Source organism: Pseudolysobacter antarcticus (assembly GCF_004168365.1).
GTDB lineage: Bacteria > Pseudomonadota > Gammaproteobacteria > Xanthomonadales > Rhodanobacteraceae > Pseudolysobacter > Pseudolysobacter antarcticus.
Genome location: NZ_CP035704.1, coordinates 680,323 through 697,212, shown reverse-complemented (window position 1 = coordinate 697,212; position 16,890 = coordinate 680,323). Strand labels below are relative to the sequence as shown.

Below are 16,890 nucleotides of genomic sequence, written 5' to 3'. Positions count from 1 at the left end.
GTCGCGCGATTCGGGCTTTGGCGCCCTGGCTGAACATTAGCGTTTACGTGCAGCACCTACCGCGGTTTCCCGCGAATAACTGCTCCCTCAATCAACAAAGGCTCTTACGAGGCTGGGTCTCCGTAAACCCGATATTTCTTCAATGCAACTGCTCCGTTGCAGCGCATCCACCTGCCATCGGCGGATACAACGGTTGCGCCTGCGGAAGCTTGCGCGATCACGGGAACCGTGACCGACACTCACTTGCCTTGCGGCCATGACGCGCAGCAGTGTGCAGACGCCTACATCGAATAGATGCGTGCGCCGTACTCTTTGACGAACTGGGCGATCTCTCCTTGTTTCGCCGCTGCAAGCAACATCGCGCTTGCGACAATCGCGAGATCAGGCCGGGTAGCCATGATTCTCGATACCGCAGAACGCACGTCCTTTACAGCCTCCAACGCCTCCATGGTCACTGGCAGCTTCGGGACGTCGTTCGTCTCAATGGCAATAAACTCCCTGCCATCCCACCGATACAACTTTTTCGGGTCATATTCTTGATCCATTGAATCTTTCATTTCATGCTTCCCATTTACGGTTTCGTCGGATGCTTGTTTTGTTGTCATTTCTATTTTCCTTCGTCTGAAGTGATCACTTTTCGTCGCTATAAAATTTACTAATCGGATACCCACATTCGCCCGTTGCAAAAGATCAGGACCGGCGTTGGCTGCCGTTATTCAGGGGGTTGGGCGGAAGCCCAAACTGTCGAAAACACGCGCACACGAAGCGCCAAAACGGCCGCAAAGTGACATGCGTAAATGGAAGGCTTTCGACGAATCGAACAGAAACGTCGGACAGCAGTCGACCTAGGAATGCGGCGACAAGCGCAGCTGAGGGTAATATCACACGCCGTTCGGGCAAGAACCCTTAGGCTGTCGTACAAGTCGAACAGCAGTGCTGCTCTCTGGCCACCGCACTCTTGGAAGAGCGTGCCCGGTGCAGGTGGTGTGGCCGGGCTTTAATCGCTGCGTTATGGACGCAGCCACCATAAAACTTTTGCGTCACCTACGACTCACCGTTTTCGGGGTCGGGCGTAACACGAGCCAAGCCTACTGCGCCAACCGCTTACAGCGCAAGTCCCCCCACCTTTTGCGCCACTCTCTTTTTGCTGCCGGGTCTTCCGGCAGACGACAATATTCCGCGTTTCAATGATCCACAAGTGCTCCTGCGAGGGCACGGGACGATCTAAGTGAGCGATTTTGCAAAAGAAAAAAGTGCGCCACCACGGTCCATCATCGGTGCCACACAGAATTTCCAGGGGCTCTGCAGCGCGACTTTAGTCGTGTGTATTTGATTTTGCTTGCCCATAGATTCCTGACTATTCCTGACGAATCCCGCACACTTCCGACGCTTGCGTAGCAATACTGTACCAGCTAGGGTTTCGGCCATCGAAAACTGGAGAAAGACAGAGTGCATACCGGATGATCCGTGCGAGCCTCGTAACAATATCTGCAATCGAGCTGACGCCGGATGATGTGGTATCGCACGTTCGGCGCCGACATGTCGCGGGGGCTGGCCCAGCAAGGCTCCTGGCCGGATCGAGTAGACTGCCTCGACTTACGATTCTAGCGAAATCCCGCCATGACTCCACGCTTCGTCGGTGTTTCCGGCCTGCCTCGCGCCGGCTCCACCCTGCTCTGCCAGTTGTTGGCCGAACATCCACAAATCCACAGCGATGGACACAGCTCGCCGTTATGTTCGGCCATGCTGCGTCTGCGCCACGGGATTAGTGATGATGAGTTCTTCCTGGCCCAACTCGATGTCGATTTCGAACGTGTCTACGGTCAGCTAACCGCGGCTGCGCGCGGTTTCATGGGCGGCTGGTACCAACACTGCGACAAAGACGTGGTGATCGACAAGAACCGCGGCTGGCTGCGCAATATCGACTATCTGCTACATGTCCAACCGGATGCCCGCCTGCTCATCTGCGTACGCGACCTCGGCCAGATCTATGGCTCGATCGAGGCACAACACCAGCGTACGATCCTGATCGATTTCGCCGACCACACCGGCGGCCAGGATCGCTACAGTCGCGCCGATACGTTGTTCTCCAAGGAAGGTGTAATCGGCAGCTCGCTGCACGCGATCGAGGCTGTGCAGGACTTGCCCGGAGCCGTCCAGCAACGCATCCACTTGGTGATCTTCGAGCGCCTGATAAGTGATCCGCTGGCGACGATGCAGGAAATCTACACGTTCATTGGCGCCGAGCCCCACCGTTTCGATCCGCAGCACCTTCGCGTGCGTCCACACGAAAGCGACAGTCACTACCGGCACAAATACCCACACCCGCAACGCATGTCGATCCTCGAACCTGCACCGCATGACATCCCGACGCGAATCCAGAGCGAGCTGGAAAAAACCTACCCGTGGTTCTACGAGCATTTCTATCCAGGCTGGGAATTGAAGGCCACGAAGACGTGAGGCCGGCGCTAGGGACCTCGTCGATTCTCGAACTGGTCGCTAGCCTCACGGCTTGGCCAAGTTCTCGGGCCGCGCCAGCACCCGATCCTTCGTTCGCGTGCGCATCGACATCCGATGGCAGTCCCGCGCCCGTTTCGTCGTTCGAATGAACAGGGGGCGATGCCGCCCACTGCAACACGTGGAGGAAGATCATGAAAACACCGTTTCATCCCAACAGGATGGCCGCGCTCATCAACGCCGCCCTGGTTTCGCTGTTCGCCGCCGCCCCTGCCGGTGCGACCACCTACACCGTCAATAACGCGCTGGATTCGGCAACTGGCACAGGCACCAGCGGTTCGCTGCGTTACGTCATCGGCCAAGCGGGCAATGGCGACACCATCGGATTTTCCTGCGCAGCTCTGGGTTGCCCGGTCGCCATCCCGGTGCACAACTTGGGCAACAACGGCGGATTTCCCGGCCCGACCGCGTTTTCGATTAGCGGCAAGTCCATCACCATCGCCGCAACCAACCCGGGCGATGTGACCTTGCAGGCGCAGCCCGCCGGTGCGACCAGCGGGACCAGCCTGCGCCTGTTCTTCATCGACACGGATGCATCGTTGACGTTGCAGAACGTCAATCTCACCGGCGGCCGTGCCATTGGCGGCAACGGCGGGTCTGCCTATCGCGGCGGCGGCGGCGCCGCTGCCGGATTGGGTGGCGCGATATTCAGCCAGGGCAGCTTGAGCCTCGTCGGCGTGTCATTCGTCGACAACGGCGCGGTGGGTGGAACGTCCGTGGGCGACCCCACGTTCGGCAAGAATTATGGTGGTGGAGGTGGCCTCGGTGGCGATGGCGGTGCTGGCGTTGCGGGCGGCGGTGGCGGCACCGGTGGAGACGGTGGTTTGTGGTCGATCTCGCCGACTGGGATACGGCTTGCCGGCCCGGGCGGCGCGGGCCTCGGCGGGGTCGGTGGCGGCTCGCCCGGCGGCTACAATTTCACCCATCCAGCTAGCTATCCCGTCGGGCCAGCCAGCAATGGTGGCGGCGGCGCAGGCGGTTACCTCTGGAATGGCGGCAATGGTTCGGAAGGCGCTGGCGGCGGCAGCAGCGGAGCGTCGTTGTTCACGAGTATCAACGGCGGCAACGGCGGCTTCGGCGGCGGCGGCGGTGGCAACAACGGGGAATCACCCAGTCTGGGAATTTGCGTTGCTGCCGCTGGCAACGGCGGTTTCGGTGGCGGTGGTGGCAGCGGTTGCAGTACCGAGCCGGGTCGCCTGAGCGGCGGCGCAGGTGGCGTGGGCGGCGGCACTGGCACGGGCTACAGTAACCAAGGCACGCCTGGCGGCGGCGGCGCAGCGTTCGGCGGCGCGGTGTTCGCTCGAAGCGGCTCGGTAACGGTACGCAGCGCGGGTAGCGCAGCGCGGATCGCAGGCAACAGTGTCTCGGCCGGTAGCGGCGCCAATAACGGTGCCGCAGCGGGCCGCGGCTTGTTCCTGATGTCCGGCGTACCCACCACGTTCGATATCGAAGACACGTACACCATTGCCGACGACATCGGCGACGACAGCGTGTCCTCCGTGAGAACCGACCAAGGCTACACGCCGGGCAACGGGACCGGCGCCGCCGTCAGCAAAACCGGCGCCGGCACCTTGATATTCAATGGCTTCAATACGTACGCGGGAGCGACAACGGTGTCGGCCGGCACGCTCAGCGGGGTTGGCAGTCTGGCGGGGCCGGTGACCTTGGGTAATGGCGCGACGATCGCTCCCGGCAATCAGGACAGCGTGGGCATCTTCAATACTGGTGCCTTCACCTGGAACGGTGGCGGCACGATGAATTTCCGCTTGGGAGCGACCGGGGCCCGTAGCGATCTGTTGCTGGTGAGTCGTTCGCTCCTCAAGGGCACAGCGGGCACCTACCGCTTCCACTTCGGCATCGGCAACAGCCCACCCGTGGTCGGCACCGCATACACCTTGATCCATGCCAGCAATGCCAGTGCGTTTGCGCCGGGCAATTTCAGTTTCATCAGCGACTCAAGCTATCAAAATCTCACCGGCACCTTTTCGATCGTCAGCAATGCCGTGGTGTTCACCGTGACTGGCGTGGCGTCGGATGTGATCTTCAGGGACGGCTACCAGTGAGCCTGGCGAAGCACGCGTCCGTGAGTTCACCCAAAGGCAGGAGAAATCAAAACCTCCCTTTATCCAAAAATGCAGTTGAAGGATTACCCATGACAAATTCATTTTGGCGGTCGAATTGGCTTTGCCTTGCCTCGCTGCTGGTATGCATCAGTCCCGCCCCGTCGTGGGCCGCCACGCTCATGGTCAGCAGCACGGCTAACAGCGGCGTGGGGACGTTGCGACAGGTCATCCTCAATGCGGCACCCGGCGACACGATCGTTTTCAACCTCAACTACCCAACGGTCATACCAGTCACCGGCAGCGAGCTGACGATCAACAAGAGTCTCACAATCGTGGGCCCCGGCCCCGACGACCTGTGGCTGGATGGTATGAGCAGTGACACGACGATCTTCAACGTGCTGGCAGGTGCGACCGTCGACATCAGCCAGCTGGGCATCCGCAACAGTCGGGGCATCAGAAACGCTGGCGTGCTGACGCTGAGCTACGTCGCGTTTCAGGACAACCTAACTGGCGGCGCTATCCTCAACACGGCGAAGCTCGCGGTGAGCGATAGCATATTCCAGGGTAACCGGTCCCCTGCCTCCAACGCCAACGGCGGCGCGATTTACAACGTCAACAACGCCGTTATCGATCGCTGCACGTTCGTTGATAACCAGTCGAAAAACGGTGGCGCCATCGCCAACAACGGAAACATGGCGGTGAATGCGAGCACCTTTTCCGGCAACCAATCGTCTGACACTTTCGGCGGGGCCGGCGGCGCGATCCGCAACAATGGCGTGCTGACCCTGACGAACAGCACGCTCAGTGGCAATTCCGCCAACGGTTCGGGCGGCGCGATCCACAACCACACCATAGCTGTGCTGACGATCGCCGGCAGCACGATCATCGACAATACCGCGGCAACCAGCACCGCCTCGAATGCCATTTTCCGCTACGGGGCGGTATCGATCAGCCGCTCTATCATCGCCGGCAGCTGCGGCGGCGGCGCATTGGCGTCGACCGGCGACAATCTCGGCACCGACGGCACATGTGTGCCCAATTCGGCACCCTTGAACGACGGCAATCATTCGAATCTGACCCTTGACCCACTGGCGCAGAACGGCGGGCCGACGCAGACCCGGCTGCTTCCCATCGGTAGTCCGGCGATCGACGCGGTGCTGGTCAACACCGCTGACTGCACTGGAACGGACCAGCGCGGCGTGCCACGCCCCAACGGCAATTTTTGCGACATCGGCGCGGTGGAGATGGAGCTCGACAGTGTGTTCGTCGATGGCTTCGAGTGAGGCTGCGCCCGTTGCTGGGCCGCGAAATTCAACCGCTAGCAAGCAGCGTCGAATGACGCCTTTGCGAACCAACAGAAAACGAAATGAAGATGCTTTCTCCTGCACGGAGTTCTGAGTCGTCTGGCGTCGAATAGTCGCTGTCGACCCATTGCTAGGTTTGGCCGACAGGTCACCAATATCGGCTTGCTCGGCGAACGGTGGGTCTGGAGAAGGCAGTTTTCGTTACCGCCATCATCGCGACGTACGCCAATGCCAGCCAGACCTGATTTCCGGCACTGTCGACACCGAAGCGTGTCACCGAAAGATGCGCATCGTCGAGCTACTCGAACAAGAAACTACGGTAAAAACGAAGATGCTGGCGCAGGCTGTTGCGTCGCATTGGTTGCGGTTGCCGTATCGCTGCAATCCATACCGTCCAAATGCGTGCGCCGCTGAATCGGCACGGTTTGCGAGCTGGCTGGCGACAACCAATCCCAGCGCATGCTGCCTTGCTCACAGCTATCAAAACTCATACCGAGGCGCCCCCAATGCTGGGTGCGCATGGCGCCCCTGCCATCCGGTACTTGCAGCAGCACATCGGGAAATTCGATACCGTTGCCGATCACCTCGCCGACGCCGGTCAGCCAGGTATGAGCGCCAGACGGTGTGTCACGCGCGCCGACGACACCCGCACGCGGATAGGTGAACATCGTCATGTTGGCGCTGCCGTCATCGAGCACTTCAACCATTACGCCGATGGCGCCTGCAACGCTGTGGCTCGAGTCGTACCATTGCCCGCTGTAACGCGCATCGACGTTCGGCGCGGTGCTCGCCGGGCGCGGGCGCACCTGGCTGTCGAAACTCGGCGGCACGATGGTCGCATCATAGCGGCACGCCCCGCTCGCCCCGGCGGCGCTGGCGTTGTTGCAACCGGTTTGCAGATCGTTGACGCTCGGCTGCGCGCCGCCGGCAATCCAGCTGCGCAGCGCCTCCCAGCCAGAGACTCCTTCGGCCAAGCTAAAGCCGCAATGCGTCGGCGTGGTTTCATTGACAATCGCGCTGGTCAATTGTGTACTTGGCAGCGTTTGTCGCAAAGTATACTGATTGGCCGGGATCACCAGTTGATCCTGACTGGTCTGCACCGAGATCACTTTCGCGCTGCCGATGTTGCCGCGGAAATCCGAGGCCCAGCGAAAATACAATGACGCCAGTGGATCGGCCTGGATGCGCAGAATGTCGGCATTCAGCGTGGCATCGTTGTAGTCCACGCCGACCGTGGTGAACGGGTTGGACGTATTCAATTTGTCGGGCGCACGCACGAGATCGCTCAGCGCATAAATCGCGTATCCCGCGTTGGTGACAAAAAACTTTTCGCTGCTGATGTGGGCAAGATCCATCAATTGCGCCAGGCGACGTTTCATCGCGCCGTTGCGCAACTCTTGCGGCAGATTGACGCCGGTGCAGCGATTCAGCGGAATCAAGGTCGGAATCAGCAGTGCCTGATCTTCGAGATCCGAAAGATTGTCCGGAATATCGTTGAGATTGTAGGCCCACGGATACGGCTGTTTTCCGGTCGGCAAATCGCCGGCGTCGTGGCACACCACATCGTAGGCCAGGCGCAGGTCGATCGCGGTATCCCACACGCGCGAACCGGCCGCGGGCGGACACGCCGAATACACGCCCGGCACAGGAGCGAAGCGCGGATCTTCTGCAAGTTTCAACGCGATCAATCCGCCCAGCGAACCACCGTACGGAATGATCGCACCCGGCGTACCCACTTGCTGCTTGAACGCGGCCAGCAAGTCGGCATTGTCGTCCGGTGCGCTGAACAACGCCCATGAGCGCTGCCGAAAACTCGACGCCGCAATGGCATAACCTTCGCTGAGTTGCAGATCCTTAAGTGGACCGAGATCGGGATTCGGCGCAGGCGGATCGAAACTCAATCCGTGCTGGAACAGGATCAGCGAATCGCCGGCTTTCCAGCCATCGGGCACGGCGATCTGGTAATACGCGCCGGATGCGGTGGTTCCGCTGAAATTGCGTTCGGCGTGCGCGGCAAACGCGAACGACAAAACCACGCACGACAGAACCACCCGAGCGATTGTATGCATGGCGAACTCCGAACAAAAATCAAGATTCGAAAGTACGCGCGCAACACTTAAGCGCACGTAAATCGTCCAAAAAAAGAGCCCGGTTTCCCGGGCTCGATAGACGATCGAATAGCTCGATTTAATGCGCGATCAAATTCATCCAGGGCAGCGTGCCGTCGACCGTCACCAGCAAATGGATCAGGCGATCCTGTTGATCATGACCGCTTGCCAGCACTGCTGTGCCACCGCTGTCGACACTCAGATAGCCATCGGCAACATGATCCGATGCCGACTGCCAATCCAGCGCAAGTTGCTGCTGATTCGTCGCAAGAATCTGCCAAACCGAACGCTCGCTCAAACCGTGCGCATCCGTCATCAAACTGCGTGCTGCAATCTCTTTACCGAAGCGCGCGAGCTCGATCGTGAACAACGTCTTGCCGGAGGTGGATACACCGGAAACCACGGCCACGGGCACAATTCCAAGTCGCTGCAAAAGTGTTGCATTGAGCTTGAGATGGACGCTGGTGAAGCCGATGGCGCTGCTGTTTCCTGCCACCGGCAACAATGTCAGCGGCGTACCCTCGAAGCCGTCCTTGAAGATCACGATGATGTCTTGCGGGATGTCGCTGGCACTGTTGTTGGCCGGATTCGGATCGGTGCCCGCAACCAGCACGGCTGACGCCAAGTTGCTGATCACATCGTCCGGGCTGCCGGGCTGGACCGTTGCCGAATACAGGTACGAAGCCTGGCTACCGACCGGCAACGTCGCAGTATCGCTGAGTGTGTTGCCGCTGCCATTGGCGCAAGCCGCGCCGCCGGAAGGCGTGCACACCCAACTACCGCTCGACAGTTCTGTCGGCAGCACATCGGTCACGGTGGCGCTCACGTTACTCGGCCCGCTGGTATTGCTGACATTGATCAGATAGTTCAGCGAATCGCCGACCTGCACAAACGCACGATTGTCGGTAATCGTCAGTGCGACATCGGCTGTCGGCACGAGTGTGTCGGTGTCGCTGGCAGAGTTGCTGCCGGGAATTGGATCGATGATTCCAACCGGCGGCGCGACCGCTGCGGTATTCATCAGCGAACCTGTCGCCGCTGCCGAAATACTGCACACCGCAGTGACCACCGCCGAACCGTTCACAGGTAAATTAACCGCAGCATTAACATTGCCCGTACCCGATGGTGTCGTGCAGGTACCACCGCCCGTACCGGCAGCGCACGTCCAGTTGCATGTCAACGCGGCCGGGAACGCATCCGTGATCGTTGCGCCGGTTGCAATACTCGGGCCGAAGTTCGTCGCCGTGATGGTGTAAGTCACCGTGCCACCCGGTGTTGCCGAGGTCACGCCGTCGGTGTTGCTGATCGACAGATCCGCGGCCGAGATCGGCGTGGTATCGGTGCTCGAATTGTTCGCCGGAGTCGGATCCGTACCGTTGGCTCCATTATCAGCGATGTTGGCGGTATTCGATATCTGCGCGACCGCAATCGAAGGCGTGCTATCGACCGTCTCGGCAAACGTCGCGGTCTGATTGCCGCTACCCGCGGCGATGGTGCCGACCGCCAGCGTGCAGGTCGAACCAGCGTTGTTGTTCGGCGTGCAAACCCAGCCGACACTGCTCGCGCCGGCATTGAACGTGGTGTTCGCCGATACCGTTTCGCTGAGCACCACTGCCGCGGCACCGCGGTTGCCGACGTTCGCATAGGTCAGCGTGTAGACCACCGTGCCGCCCGGCGCAACCGAGGCACCGCCATCGCTGTTGCTGATGGTCAGATCGGGCGCACCGGTGAACGGCGTGGTATCGCTCGCGCTGTTGTTGCCAGGCGTGGGATCGGCGCCATGCGTCGTATCGTCGGCGATGCTGGCGGTGTTGGAAAGCTGGCTCACACCGGCCGCAATCGGCGTGATCGCAGTAACGGCGAAGGTCGCGGTCTGATTGCTTACACCAGCGTTGACCGTGCCTATCGCGAGCGTGCAGGCCGATCCCGCGGTGTTGTTCGGCGTACAGACCCAGCCCGCAGTGCTCGCGCCGGCGTTGAATGTAGAGTTGGCCGGAACGGTTTCGCTCAACACCACACCCGTGGCATTCTGTCCGCCGCCATTCGCATAAGTCAGCGTATAGGCCACCGTGCCACCAGGCGCCACCGACGCGCCGCCATCACTCTTGGTCAACGACAAATCGGGCGGCGGCGGAGCCGTGTAACAGACGGTGACGTCATTCACTACCGGCGTCGCCGCATTATTGGTCGTCGAAAGATCCGCCTGGTACTTCAGGTAGCGATTGCCATTGAATTGATTCAGCGATGCGCCACTGCTGCTGAAGAACGTGCCCGCCGTGCCATCGGGGCCGACAAAATTGAACGGGCCGGACGCCGAGTTGCTGGCCGCGATCTGAAACGCCAGCGCTGTGTTTGCCGGCGTGCTGGCATTCCACGAAAGGGTTGACCAGATCGGTTGCAGACCGGTTGCAAGATTGCTGTCCTTGTTCGACGAGATCAAATTGCCGGAGGGCAAGAAGCTGGTTTTCATGTACACCCTGAACCCGAGATCGCGTCCGCCAGCAGTTGCATCAGCGGTCCAGGTCGAGCCGCTGTTGGTCGAGGTAACACGTTGGCCGTTCACGTAAGGGTTGGTGTTGGCCGTGCAACTGCAAAAGTACGCGTAGGTTCCAGCCGACGGATTGGAAACGGCGCGCGCCACGATAGCGTATCGGGTTCCGGCCACGAGCGTCAGCGGGCTGCTGAAGGTTGCACTGAAATAACCGCCTGCACTGCTGCCGGGGATAGTCGTGGCTGCAAGATCAGCGCCGGTTGGTACCGGCGTAGCTCCGCTTGTGGCGCGAATCGATATCGTGATGTTTGGTGTTGTTCCGGTACAGATACTGCAGAACAGGTCGAGATCAACTTGTGTCAGTTGTCCGGCGACGCCCGCCGTAAAGGTCTGGGCGACCCAGCTCGTGCTGGTGAAACCAAAGCCGTTGTTGGTGACAGAGGTGTTCTGCTGATCGACATTGGCTGGCTTGAGCAGGATCACGTCACCCGGGTTGCTGGTCAGATCGACGTTGCTCGGAACGCCAGTCTGGAGGTCGGCCTGCGTGGTGTCGATCAGGCACGCATTCGTCGGCGCCAAAGCCAACGAAAAGTCCTGTGTCGTCGTCGTAGCATCGCTCAGCACGATGCTGTTCGCACTGCTTGAAACACGCCCTGGATAACTGGCGCTGATGCCCGGATAGGTGCCCGAGGGAATGCTTGAGAACTGATAAAACCCGCTGCCGTTAGTGGTGGCGATGCGGCTGCCGAAAGTGATCGTCGCGCCACTGATCGGTGCACCGCCGACACTGGCGGTGACGGTACCTTGCAGCGTGCCGTTGCTCACTTGAGTACACGACGGAAATTGAAACGATCCGACCCGCGTCTGCCAGTTGTTGCCGGTGGTGATGTAATACTCGTTGGTGTACCAGAACGTGCAGCCGTTCGGATCGAGCGACATCGCGCTGTAATCACCCCAACGCGTGCTGGAGTTTTGTGCACCGGTGCCTTCGACCAGCGAGGTTTCAGTTTGCGGCAAGGTGTTGACCGGATCGCCAGCCAGACGTCCCGCATAACGGATCGCCGGAATCAAGGCCGCCGACGAGGCGCTGTAGCCCAGTGCCATGTCGCCAGCGCGATCAAGCGCCAAGCTCGGCATGTAGCGATTCACCGTGGTGTCCGGCGTGTGGGTGGCCGCCTGTGTGGTCGTGGCAGCAACCGTGCCGCCGGTCACGTTGATCTGATAGTAGCGTGGCGCGGAGGTCGCGGCCGCACCGCCGAGCACCGTATGCGTATTCCAGATCGATTCAATCCCACCGATGTTGGTGTATTGATTCTGCATCATCAGGCGCGTCGCCAACGTGTCATTGGCGTTGCCGCCTTGTGCTGGCACGGTGGCCGGTGCAGGGGCCCAGCTTGCCGGCGCAATGGTGGTGAACGGTCCAGTAAAAGTGGAGAGCGAAATGCTGTTCCAGTCGACATGAAACTTGTAAATCGACACCGCGTTGGGGAAATTGAAAATGGTGCTGTAGTAGTTCGGTGCACCCGGCGGCGGCGTGCCGGTTTGCAGGCGCGCGTTGGCCGGCAGCAAGGTGAATTCGGATGACGGCGGGCTGAACTGGACGATCTGGATGGACGCCGTACCGGCATACATCTGCGCCTTGTTGAACGCCCATACACGCGTGCCCTGGAATCCACCACCCGACGGAAAGGCATACATGTTGGCCGACATGTAGATGCCGTCCGGCCAGATGCCGAATTTCGGATAATCGTTGAGCGCATCGGTCAGATGCAGCGAATAAAAGTTCCAGCCGCCAGTGACTGGATCGCCGGTTTTCGACACCGCAATACACTGAAACACACCGGGCGGATTTATCACATTGTTTGATCCATCCAGCTGAAATGCAAAATCGGTGATGACCCAACGATCTTCAAAGCTGTCGTACAAAATTACCGGGTCGCCGAAGTTATCGGTGTCGCACAGATTGCCGAAACTGCCCTGACTCATGAACGTGTCGAAGGTGAACGCGGCTACCCGGACGCTGTCCGACTTGCGGAAGATACCGATCGAGGTGTTGACTGCCTGGATGAAATACGTCGGGCCGACGTCGCCCACCGTATCCGGTGGACGTCCCGCACCCCAGTTGGCGAAATCCAGACCGAGGAAATTGGATGCCGTGGCCGGCATCGGCGCAGTCGGGCCGGGCCGCGTCGGCACGCTGACGCCCGGCTCGCCACCCGGTAGCGCGACCGGAATAACGTCCGGTTCTTCGCGCTCGGGACGCTCACGCTGCCGCGGTGGAGTCGCTGGCAGCTGGCGTAGATCGATGATCGGACTACCGGCGCGTTTCATCGCAATCTCGACAGGTTTCCCTGACGACACCGGACTGCTCTGCGCAACGTCGGTGGTGCTGATCGAATCCTCTGCGGCAGCACTGCCCATGGCAATGGCACCCGATACGAGTAGTAGTGAGAACAAAATGTGTTTCATGCTTTCCCCCTGAAAATCGTCACGTCGGCGTGGCCACAAACGGCACGAGCGACAGAACAAATGCATCGATGACTCACCAGAAAGCCGTCGCCAGCAGTATGCAGAGGCACCCAACTTAGACGCGCTTAATATCAGCCTGCAGGATGATAAACACTTCCGCCTAATGACTCTACCGATTATTTTCGCAGATCGGCCGATGCAACCCGAAGATCGCTCTGAGCGCGCGTGGCGTTGGCTAGCGCGGGACGAGATTGCGGCGGCATAGCGCCGATTTGAAATCCGTGCGGACCGAATTTTCACGCCTGAAAACGATCTTTTTTTCCGCATCAGCGCCAGCCTTGTTGCTCGGATTATTACCGCCTATAGTCCGGTCATTGCTCAGGCGGGACGCACGGTGAAAAACTCGGACGCGACGCTCGACAATCCCCTTCCCGGAGCGCCCGCCGAAGTGTTTGCCTTCGTCTACGATGAGCTGCGCCGACTGGCCAGCCGAGAACGCCGTGCCGCAGGTGACGAGCCCACGCTGGATACGACCGCGCTGGTGCATGAGGCGTATCTCAAGCTGCATCAATCCGTGCATCTGGCCGGACTCGAGCGGTCGCATTTTTTTGCGCTGGCGGCGCGCGCGATGCGCCAGATCCTGGTCGATCAGGCGCGGCGGCGTAGCGTCCGCCGTCGCAGCGGCCAGATCGCGTTGACCACCGGGGTCGGCGAGTTGATCGCGCACGATCACGAAAACCTGGTCGATGTAGTCGCACTCGATGCGGCGTTGAACCGACTGATCGAGCTCGATCCGCGTGGCGCCCAGGTCGTGGAGTGGCGCGTGTTTGCCGGCCTGGACATGGTCGAAATCGCGCAACTGCTGCAACTCACCGAACGCACGATCGCGCGCGACTGGCGGCGCGCCTGTGCGTTTCTCGTGCAACAACTGGGTTTGCTGGTGCCAGCCAAATCGGTCGATTTGTGAATACGCAACGCTGGCAGCGCATCAGTGCAATCTTTGATCAGGTCGCCGAGGTCGCGCCAGCCGCGCGCGATGATTTGCTCACGCAGTTGTGTGGTGGCGATGCCGAGCTGAAGCGCGATGTGGAGGCGTTGTTGCTTGCCGATCAGGGTCAAGCGGCTTTCGAGCACGCGATCGACGCCGCGCAAGTCGCCTTGGCGGCGGCGTGGTCGCAACCGCACGCGGCGCAAGCCACGATTGCGGCGAACACGCGCATCGGGCCGTGGAGCGTGGTGCATGAACTCGGTCGCGGCGGCATGGGCATTGTATTGCTGGTCGAGCGCGCGGATGGCCAGTTCGAGCAGCGCGCCGCGCTCAAACTGATCAAGCGCGGCATGGACAGCGAGGCATTACTCGCACGATTTTTGCGCGAACGGCAAATTCTCGCGCGGCTAGAACATCCACACATCGCGCGTTTGCTCGATGGCGGCATCACCGATGAAGGGCGTCCGTATTTTGCGATGGAATACATCGACGGCGAGCCGCTGCTGCGGCATTGCGCTGTGCGAAAACTGGGGCTCGAACAGCGCATAAAATTGTTCGTGGATATTTGCGCCGCGGCGCAATTTGCGCATCGCGCGTTGATCGTGCATCTCGATCTGAAATCGTCCAACGTGCTGGTCACCGATGATGGCGTGGTCAAGCTGCTGGATTTCGGCATCGCCAAATTGCTCGCCGACGATATCGATGCAACCCAGACCGGCGATGCTGCGGGCCGACCGTTGACGCCTGCGTATGCGGCACCGGAGCAGCTGTGCGGCGAACCGGTCAGCACCGCCACCGACGTGTATGCGCTCGGCGCGATTTTGTACGAACTCCTCACGGCTCAGCGCCCCTACGATTTCGGCGCGACGACAACACTCGAAGAAATCCGCAAACAGGTAAACAGCACGCCGCCGGCGCTACCGAGCAAACGCGCCGCGGCCGATGCGCCGGTGCCCGCACGTCGACTGCGCAGCGATCTCGACACCATCATCCTGACCGCGCTCAAGCGCGAACCCGATCGGCGTTATACGACCGCCGATGCGCTGGCGCAGGATCTGCATCGTTACCTGCTCGGCGAGCCGATCCGCGCGCGCCGCGATAGCGCGTGGTATCGGACAGCCAAATTTGTGCGGCGTCATCGGCTCGGCGTGGTCATGGCCAGCGTGGCGATATTCGGCTTGATCGCAACCACCGCGTTGGCGTTGTGGGAGGCGCGGCTGGCGCGCGCGCAGGCGCAGCGTGCCGAAACCGTGACCGATTTTCTGATCGATATTTTTCGCGTGGCCGATCCAAAAGGCGCACCGGGCGGAGTCAAACTCAGCGCGGTTGATGTGCTTGATGCCGGCGCGCAACGACTCGATACGCAGCTCTCCAGCCAGCCGCAATTGGCCGCGCGTTTTGGCGAAGTGATGGGCGCGATCTACATCGAACTGGACCAATACGATCATGCCATCCGCCTGCTGCAGCAGGCGCTCGACAAACTTCCCGATGCCGGCGCAGATTCATCCAAGGCGAATCTGATCGCACAACTCGCGCGCGCCGAATACGAGAAAGGCGATTATGCTGCCGCCGAGAAAAATGCCGCGGCAGCACTCGCGCAACATGGCAGTAGCGACGGCGCCGACAGTGCGAGCGTGGCGCATGATCTGGCGCTACAAGGCGAGATCGCGCGGCGTCAGGGCGACTTCAAAAAAGCCGAGCCGCTACTGCAGCAGGCGCTGGCGATGTCGCGCGCCAACCTGAAATCGCCGAACGCGCAAATCGCGGCGCAACTGAATCAACTCGCCGTGCTTTATAGCGATATGCGCCGTCTCGACGAAGGCACCACCCTGACCGAAGCGGCGCTGGCGATGTTCACCGCGTTGTACGGCGAAAACCATCTGGATGTCGCCGAGAATCTGATCAATCTCGGTTCGTTTCGCATGCAGGCCGGACATGTCGCCGAAGCGTTGCCACCGCTGCAGCAGGCGATCACCATTTATCGCCGGCTATTGCCCGCTGATCATCCGTTACTCGCCACTGCGCTGGTCAATCACGCGCGTGCGTTCGATCGCCTCGGCCGCTTTGATGAAGCCGAACCGCTGTATCTGCAGGCACTAGCGATGCAACGCCGCGTGCTCGGCGAACAGCATCCCGATGTCGCGGCGACCTTGAACAACCTCGCCGTGCTGCACATGCATCATGATGATTTTGTCGGCGGCGCGGATTACAGCCGGCAAGCGCTGGCGATCTGGGTGGCGCAAGGCAAACCCGAACATCCGTTCGCGCTCGGCTCGAAGGCCAATCTTTCAGTGGCATTGCGCGAGTCCGGCGATCTGCCCGAGTCGGAGCGTTTGATTCGCGATGTGTTGAGCGAACGGCGCAAGCAACTCGGCGAAAAACATTTTCTGGTGTCGTACACGATGGATCAACTCGGCATCGTATTGCGTTTGTCCGGTCGGCCGGCCGAGGCAATTATCCAGCACCAACTGGCGCAAGATCTGCGTGCCGACTCAAGCGGCTTGCCGCCGCAGGAAGTGGCCGCGGCCCATCTACATTTTGCGCTGGGCGAATTGGCAGTCGCCGATCTCGGCGCTGCCAACCAGCAAATTCAGCAGGCGCTGCAGATCCTCGACAAGCTGCAGCCGAGCAACACCGAACGCCTCGCCGATGCACTGCTGGCGCAGGCGCGTATCGCCCTGGCGCAACACGATGTTGCCGCCGGCTGCAATGCAGTGAATCATGCGCTGGAGCTGCGCCCGGCTGATGATCCTGCGCACGGCTGGCGGCATGCCGAGGCGCTCGCTGTGCACGGCGAATGCCTCGCGGCACACAACGATTTTGTCGCCGCACGCAGCGAAATCAAAACTGCGCTGATCCAGTTGCAACACACACGCGGCAGCGATCACTGGATGACGCGGCAAGTGCGAACCGCGCTGCAACGTCTGCCTGAACACTGAGAACCAACAGC

The 16,890-nt window shown here is 60.6% G+C and carries 8 protein-coding genes; 5 read left to right on the top strand and 3 right to left on the bottom strand.

Annotation, left to right across the window (positions count from 1 at the left end; genetic code table 11):
• Positions 1-281: 281 nt before the first annotated feature.
• Positions 282-605: a beta/alpha barrel domain-containing protein gene (locus ELE36_RS03040; RefSeq protein ID WP_129831688.1), complete on the bottom strand. Its 324-nt coding sequence runs from the start codon at positions 603-605 to the stop codon at positions 282-284.
• A gap of 1,015 nt (positions 606-1,620) precedes the next feature.
• On the opposite strand from ELE36_RS03040, the gene ELE36_RS03035 reads away from it, so the two are divergent.
• From ELE36_RS03035 to ELE36_RS03015, 3 genes are all read left to right on the top strand, one after another.
• Positions 1,621-2,460 (top strand): sulfotransferase family protein, encoded by an 840-nt coding sequence (locus tag ELE36_RS03035; protein ID WP_129831687.1) that lies wholly within the window; start codon positions 1,621-1,623, stop codon positions 2,458-2,460.
• Positions 2,461-2,651: 191 nt separating this feature from the next.
• Entirely contained in the window at positions 2,652-4,580 is a 1,929-nt protein-coding gene (locus ELE36_RS20260) for an autotransporter-associated beta strand repeat-containing protein (protein ID WP_165371450.1), read from the top strand.
• A gap of 179 nt (positions 4,581-4,759) precedes the next feature.
• Complete coding sequence (locus ELE36_RS03015) at positions 4,760-5,863, top strand: choice-of-anchor Q domain-containing protein (RefSeq protein ID WP_129831686.1); 1,104 nt, start codon at positions 4,760-4,762, stop codon at positions 5,861-5,863.
• A 335-nt stretch (positions 5,864-6,198) separates the two neighbouring features.
• Here ELE36_RS03015 and ELE36_RS03010 read toward each other — a convergent pair whose 3' ends face one another.
• Together ELE36_RS03010 and ELE36_RS03005 are read right to left on the bottom strand one after the other, a co-directional pair.
• Complete coding sequence (locus ELE36_RS03010) at positions 6,199-7,953, bottom strand: alpha/beta hydrolase (protein WP_129831685.1); 1,755 nt, start codon at positions 7,951-7,953, stop codon at positions 6,199-6,201.
• A gap of 118 nt (positions 7,954-8,071) precedes the next feature.
• Entirely contained in the window at positions 8,072-12,952 is a 4,881-nt protein-coding gene (locus ELE36_RS03005; RefSeq protein WP_165371449.1) for a carboxypeptidase regulatory-like domain-containing protein, read from the bottom strand.
• Between the two features lie 394 nt (positions 12,953-13,346).
• Between ELE36_RS03005 and ELE36_RS03000 the strand changes: the two genes are divergently transcribed.
• Positions 13,347-13,919, top strand: a complete 573-nt coding sequence (locus ELE36_RS03000) for an ECF-type sigma factor (RefSeq protein WP_165371448.1) — start codon at positions 13,347-13,349, stop codon at positions 13,917-13,919.
• Positions 13,916-16,879: a serine/threonine-protein kinase gene (locus tag ELE36_RS02995; protein ID WP_129831682.1), complete on the top strand. Its 2,964-nt coding sequence runs from the start codon at positions 13,916-13,918 to the stop codon at positions 16,877-16,879. Before ELE36_RS03000 ends, ELE36_RS02995 begins: the two co-directional genes overlap by 4 nt.
• Positions 16,880-16,890: the final 11 nt, after the last annotated feature.

What these genes read in the sequence shown, in the direction of transcription:
- ELE36_RS03005 (WP_165371449.1), bottom strand. Translation starts at nt 12,952, where the DNA reads ATGAAACACATTTTGTTCTCACTACTACTCGTATCGGGTGCCATTGCC.
- ELE36_RS03035 (WP_129831687.1), top strand. Translation starts at nt 1,621, where the DNA reads ATGACTCCACGCTTCGTCGGTGTTTCCGGCCTGCCTCGCGCCGGCTCC.
- ELE36_RS03010 (WP_129831685.1), bottom strand. Translation starts at nt 7,953, where the DNA reads ATGCATACAATCGCTCGGGTGGTTCTGTCGTGCGTGGTTTTGTCGTTC.
- ELE36_RS03040 (WP_129831688.1), bottom strand. Translation starts at nt 605, where the DNA reads ATGACAACAAAACAAGCATCCGACGAAACCGTAAATGGGAAGCATGAA.
- ELE36_RS03015 (WP_129831686.1), top strand. Translation starts at nt 4,760, where the DNA reads ATGGTCAGCAGCACGGCTAACAGCGGCGTGGGGACGTTGCGACAGGTC.
- ELE36_RS20260 (WP_165371450.1), top strand. Translation starts at nt 2,652, where the DNA reads ATGAAAACACCGTTTCATCCCAACAGGATGGCCGCGCTCATCAACGCC.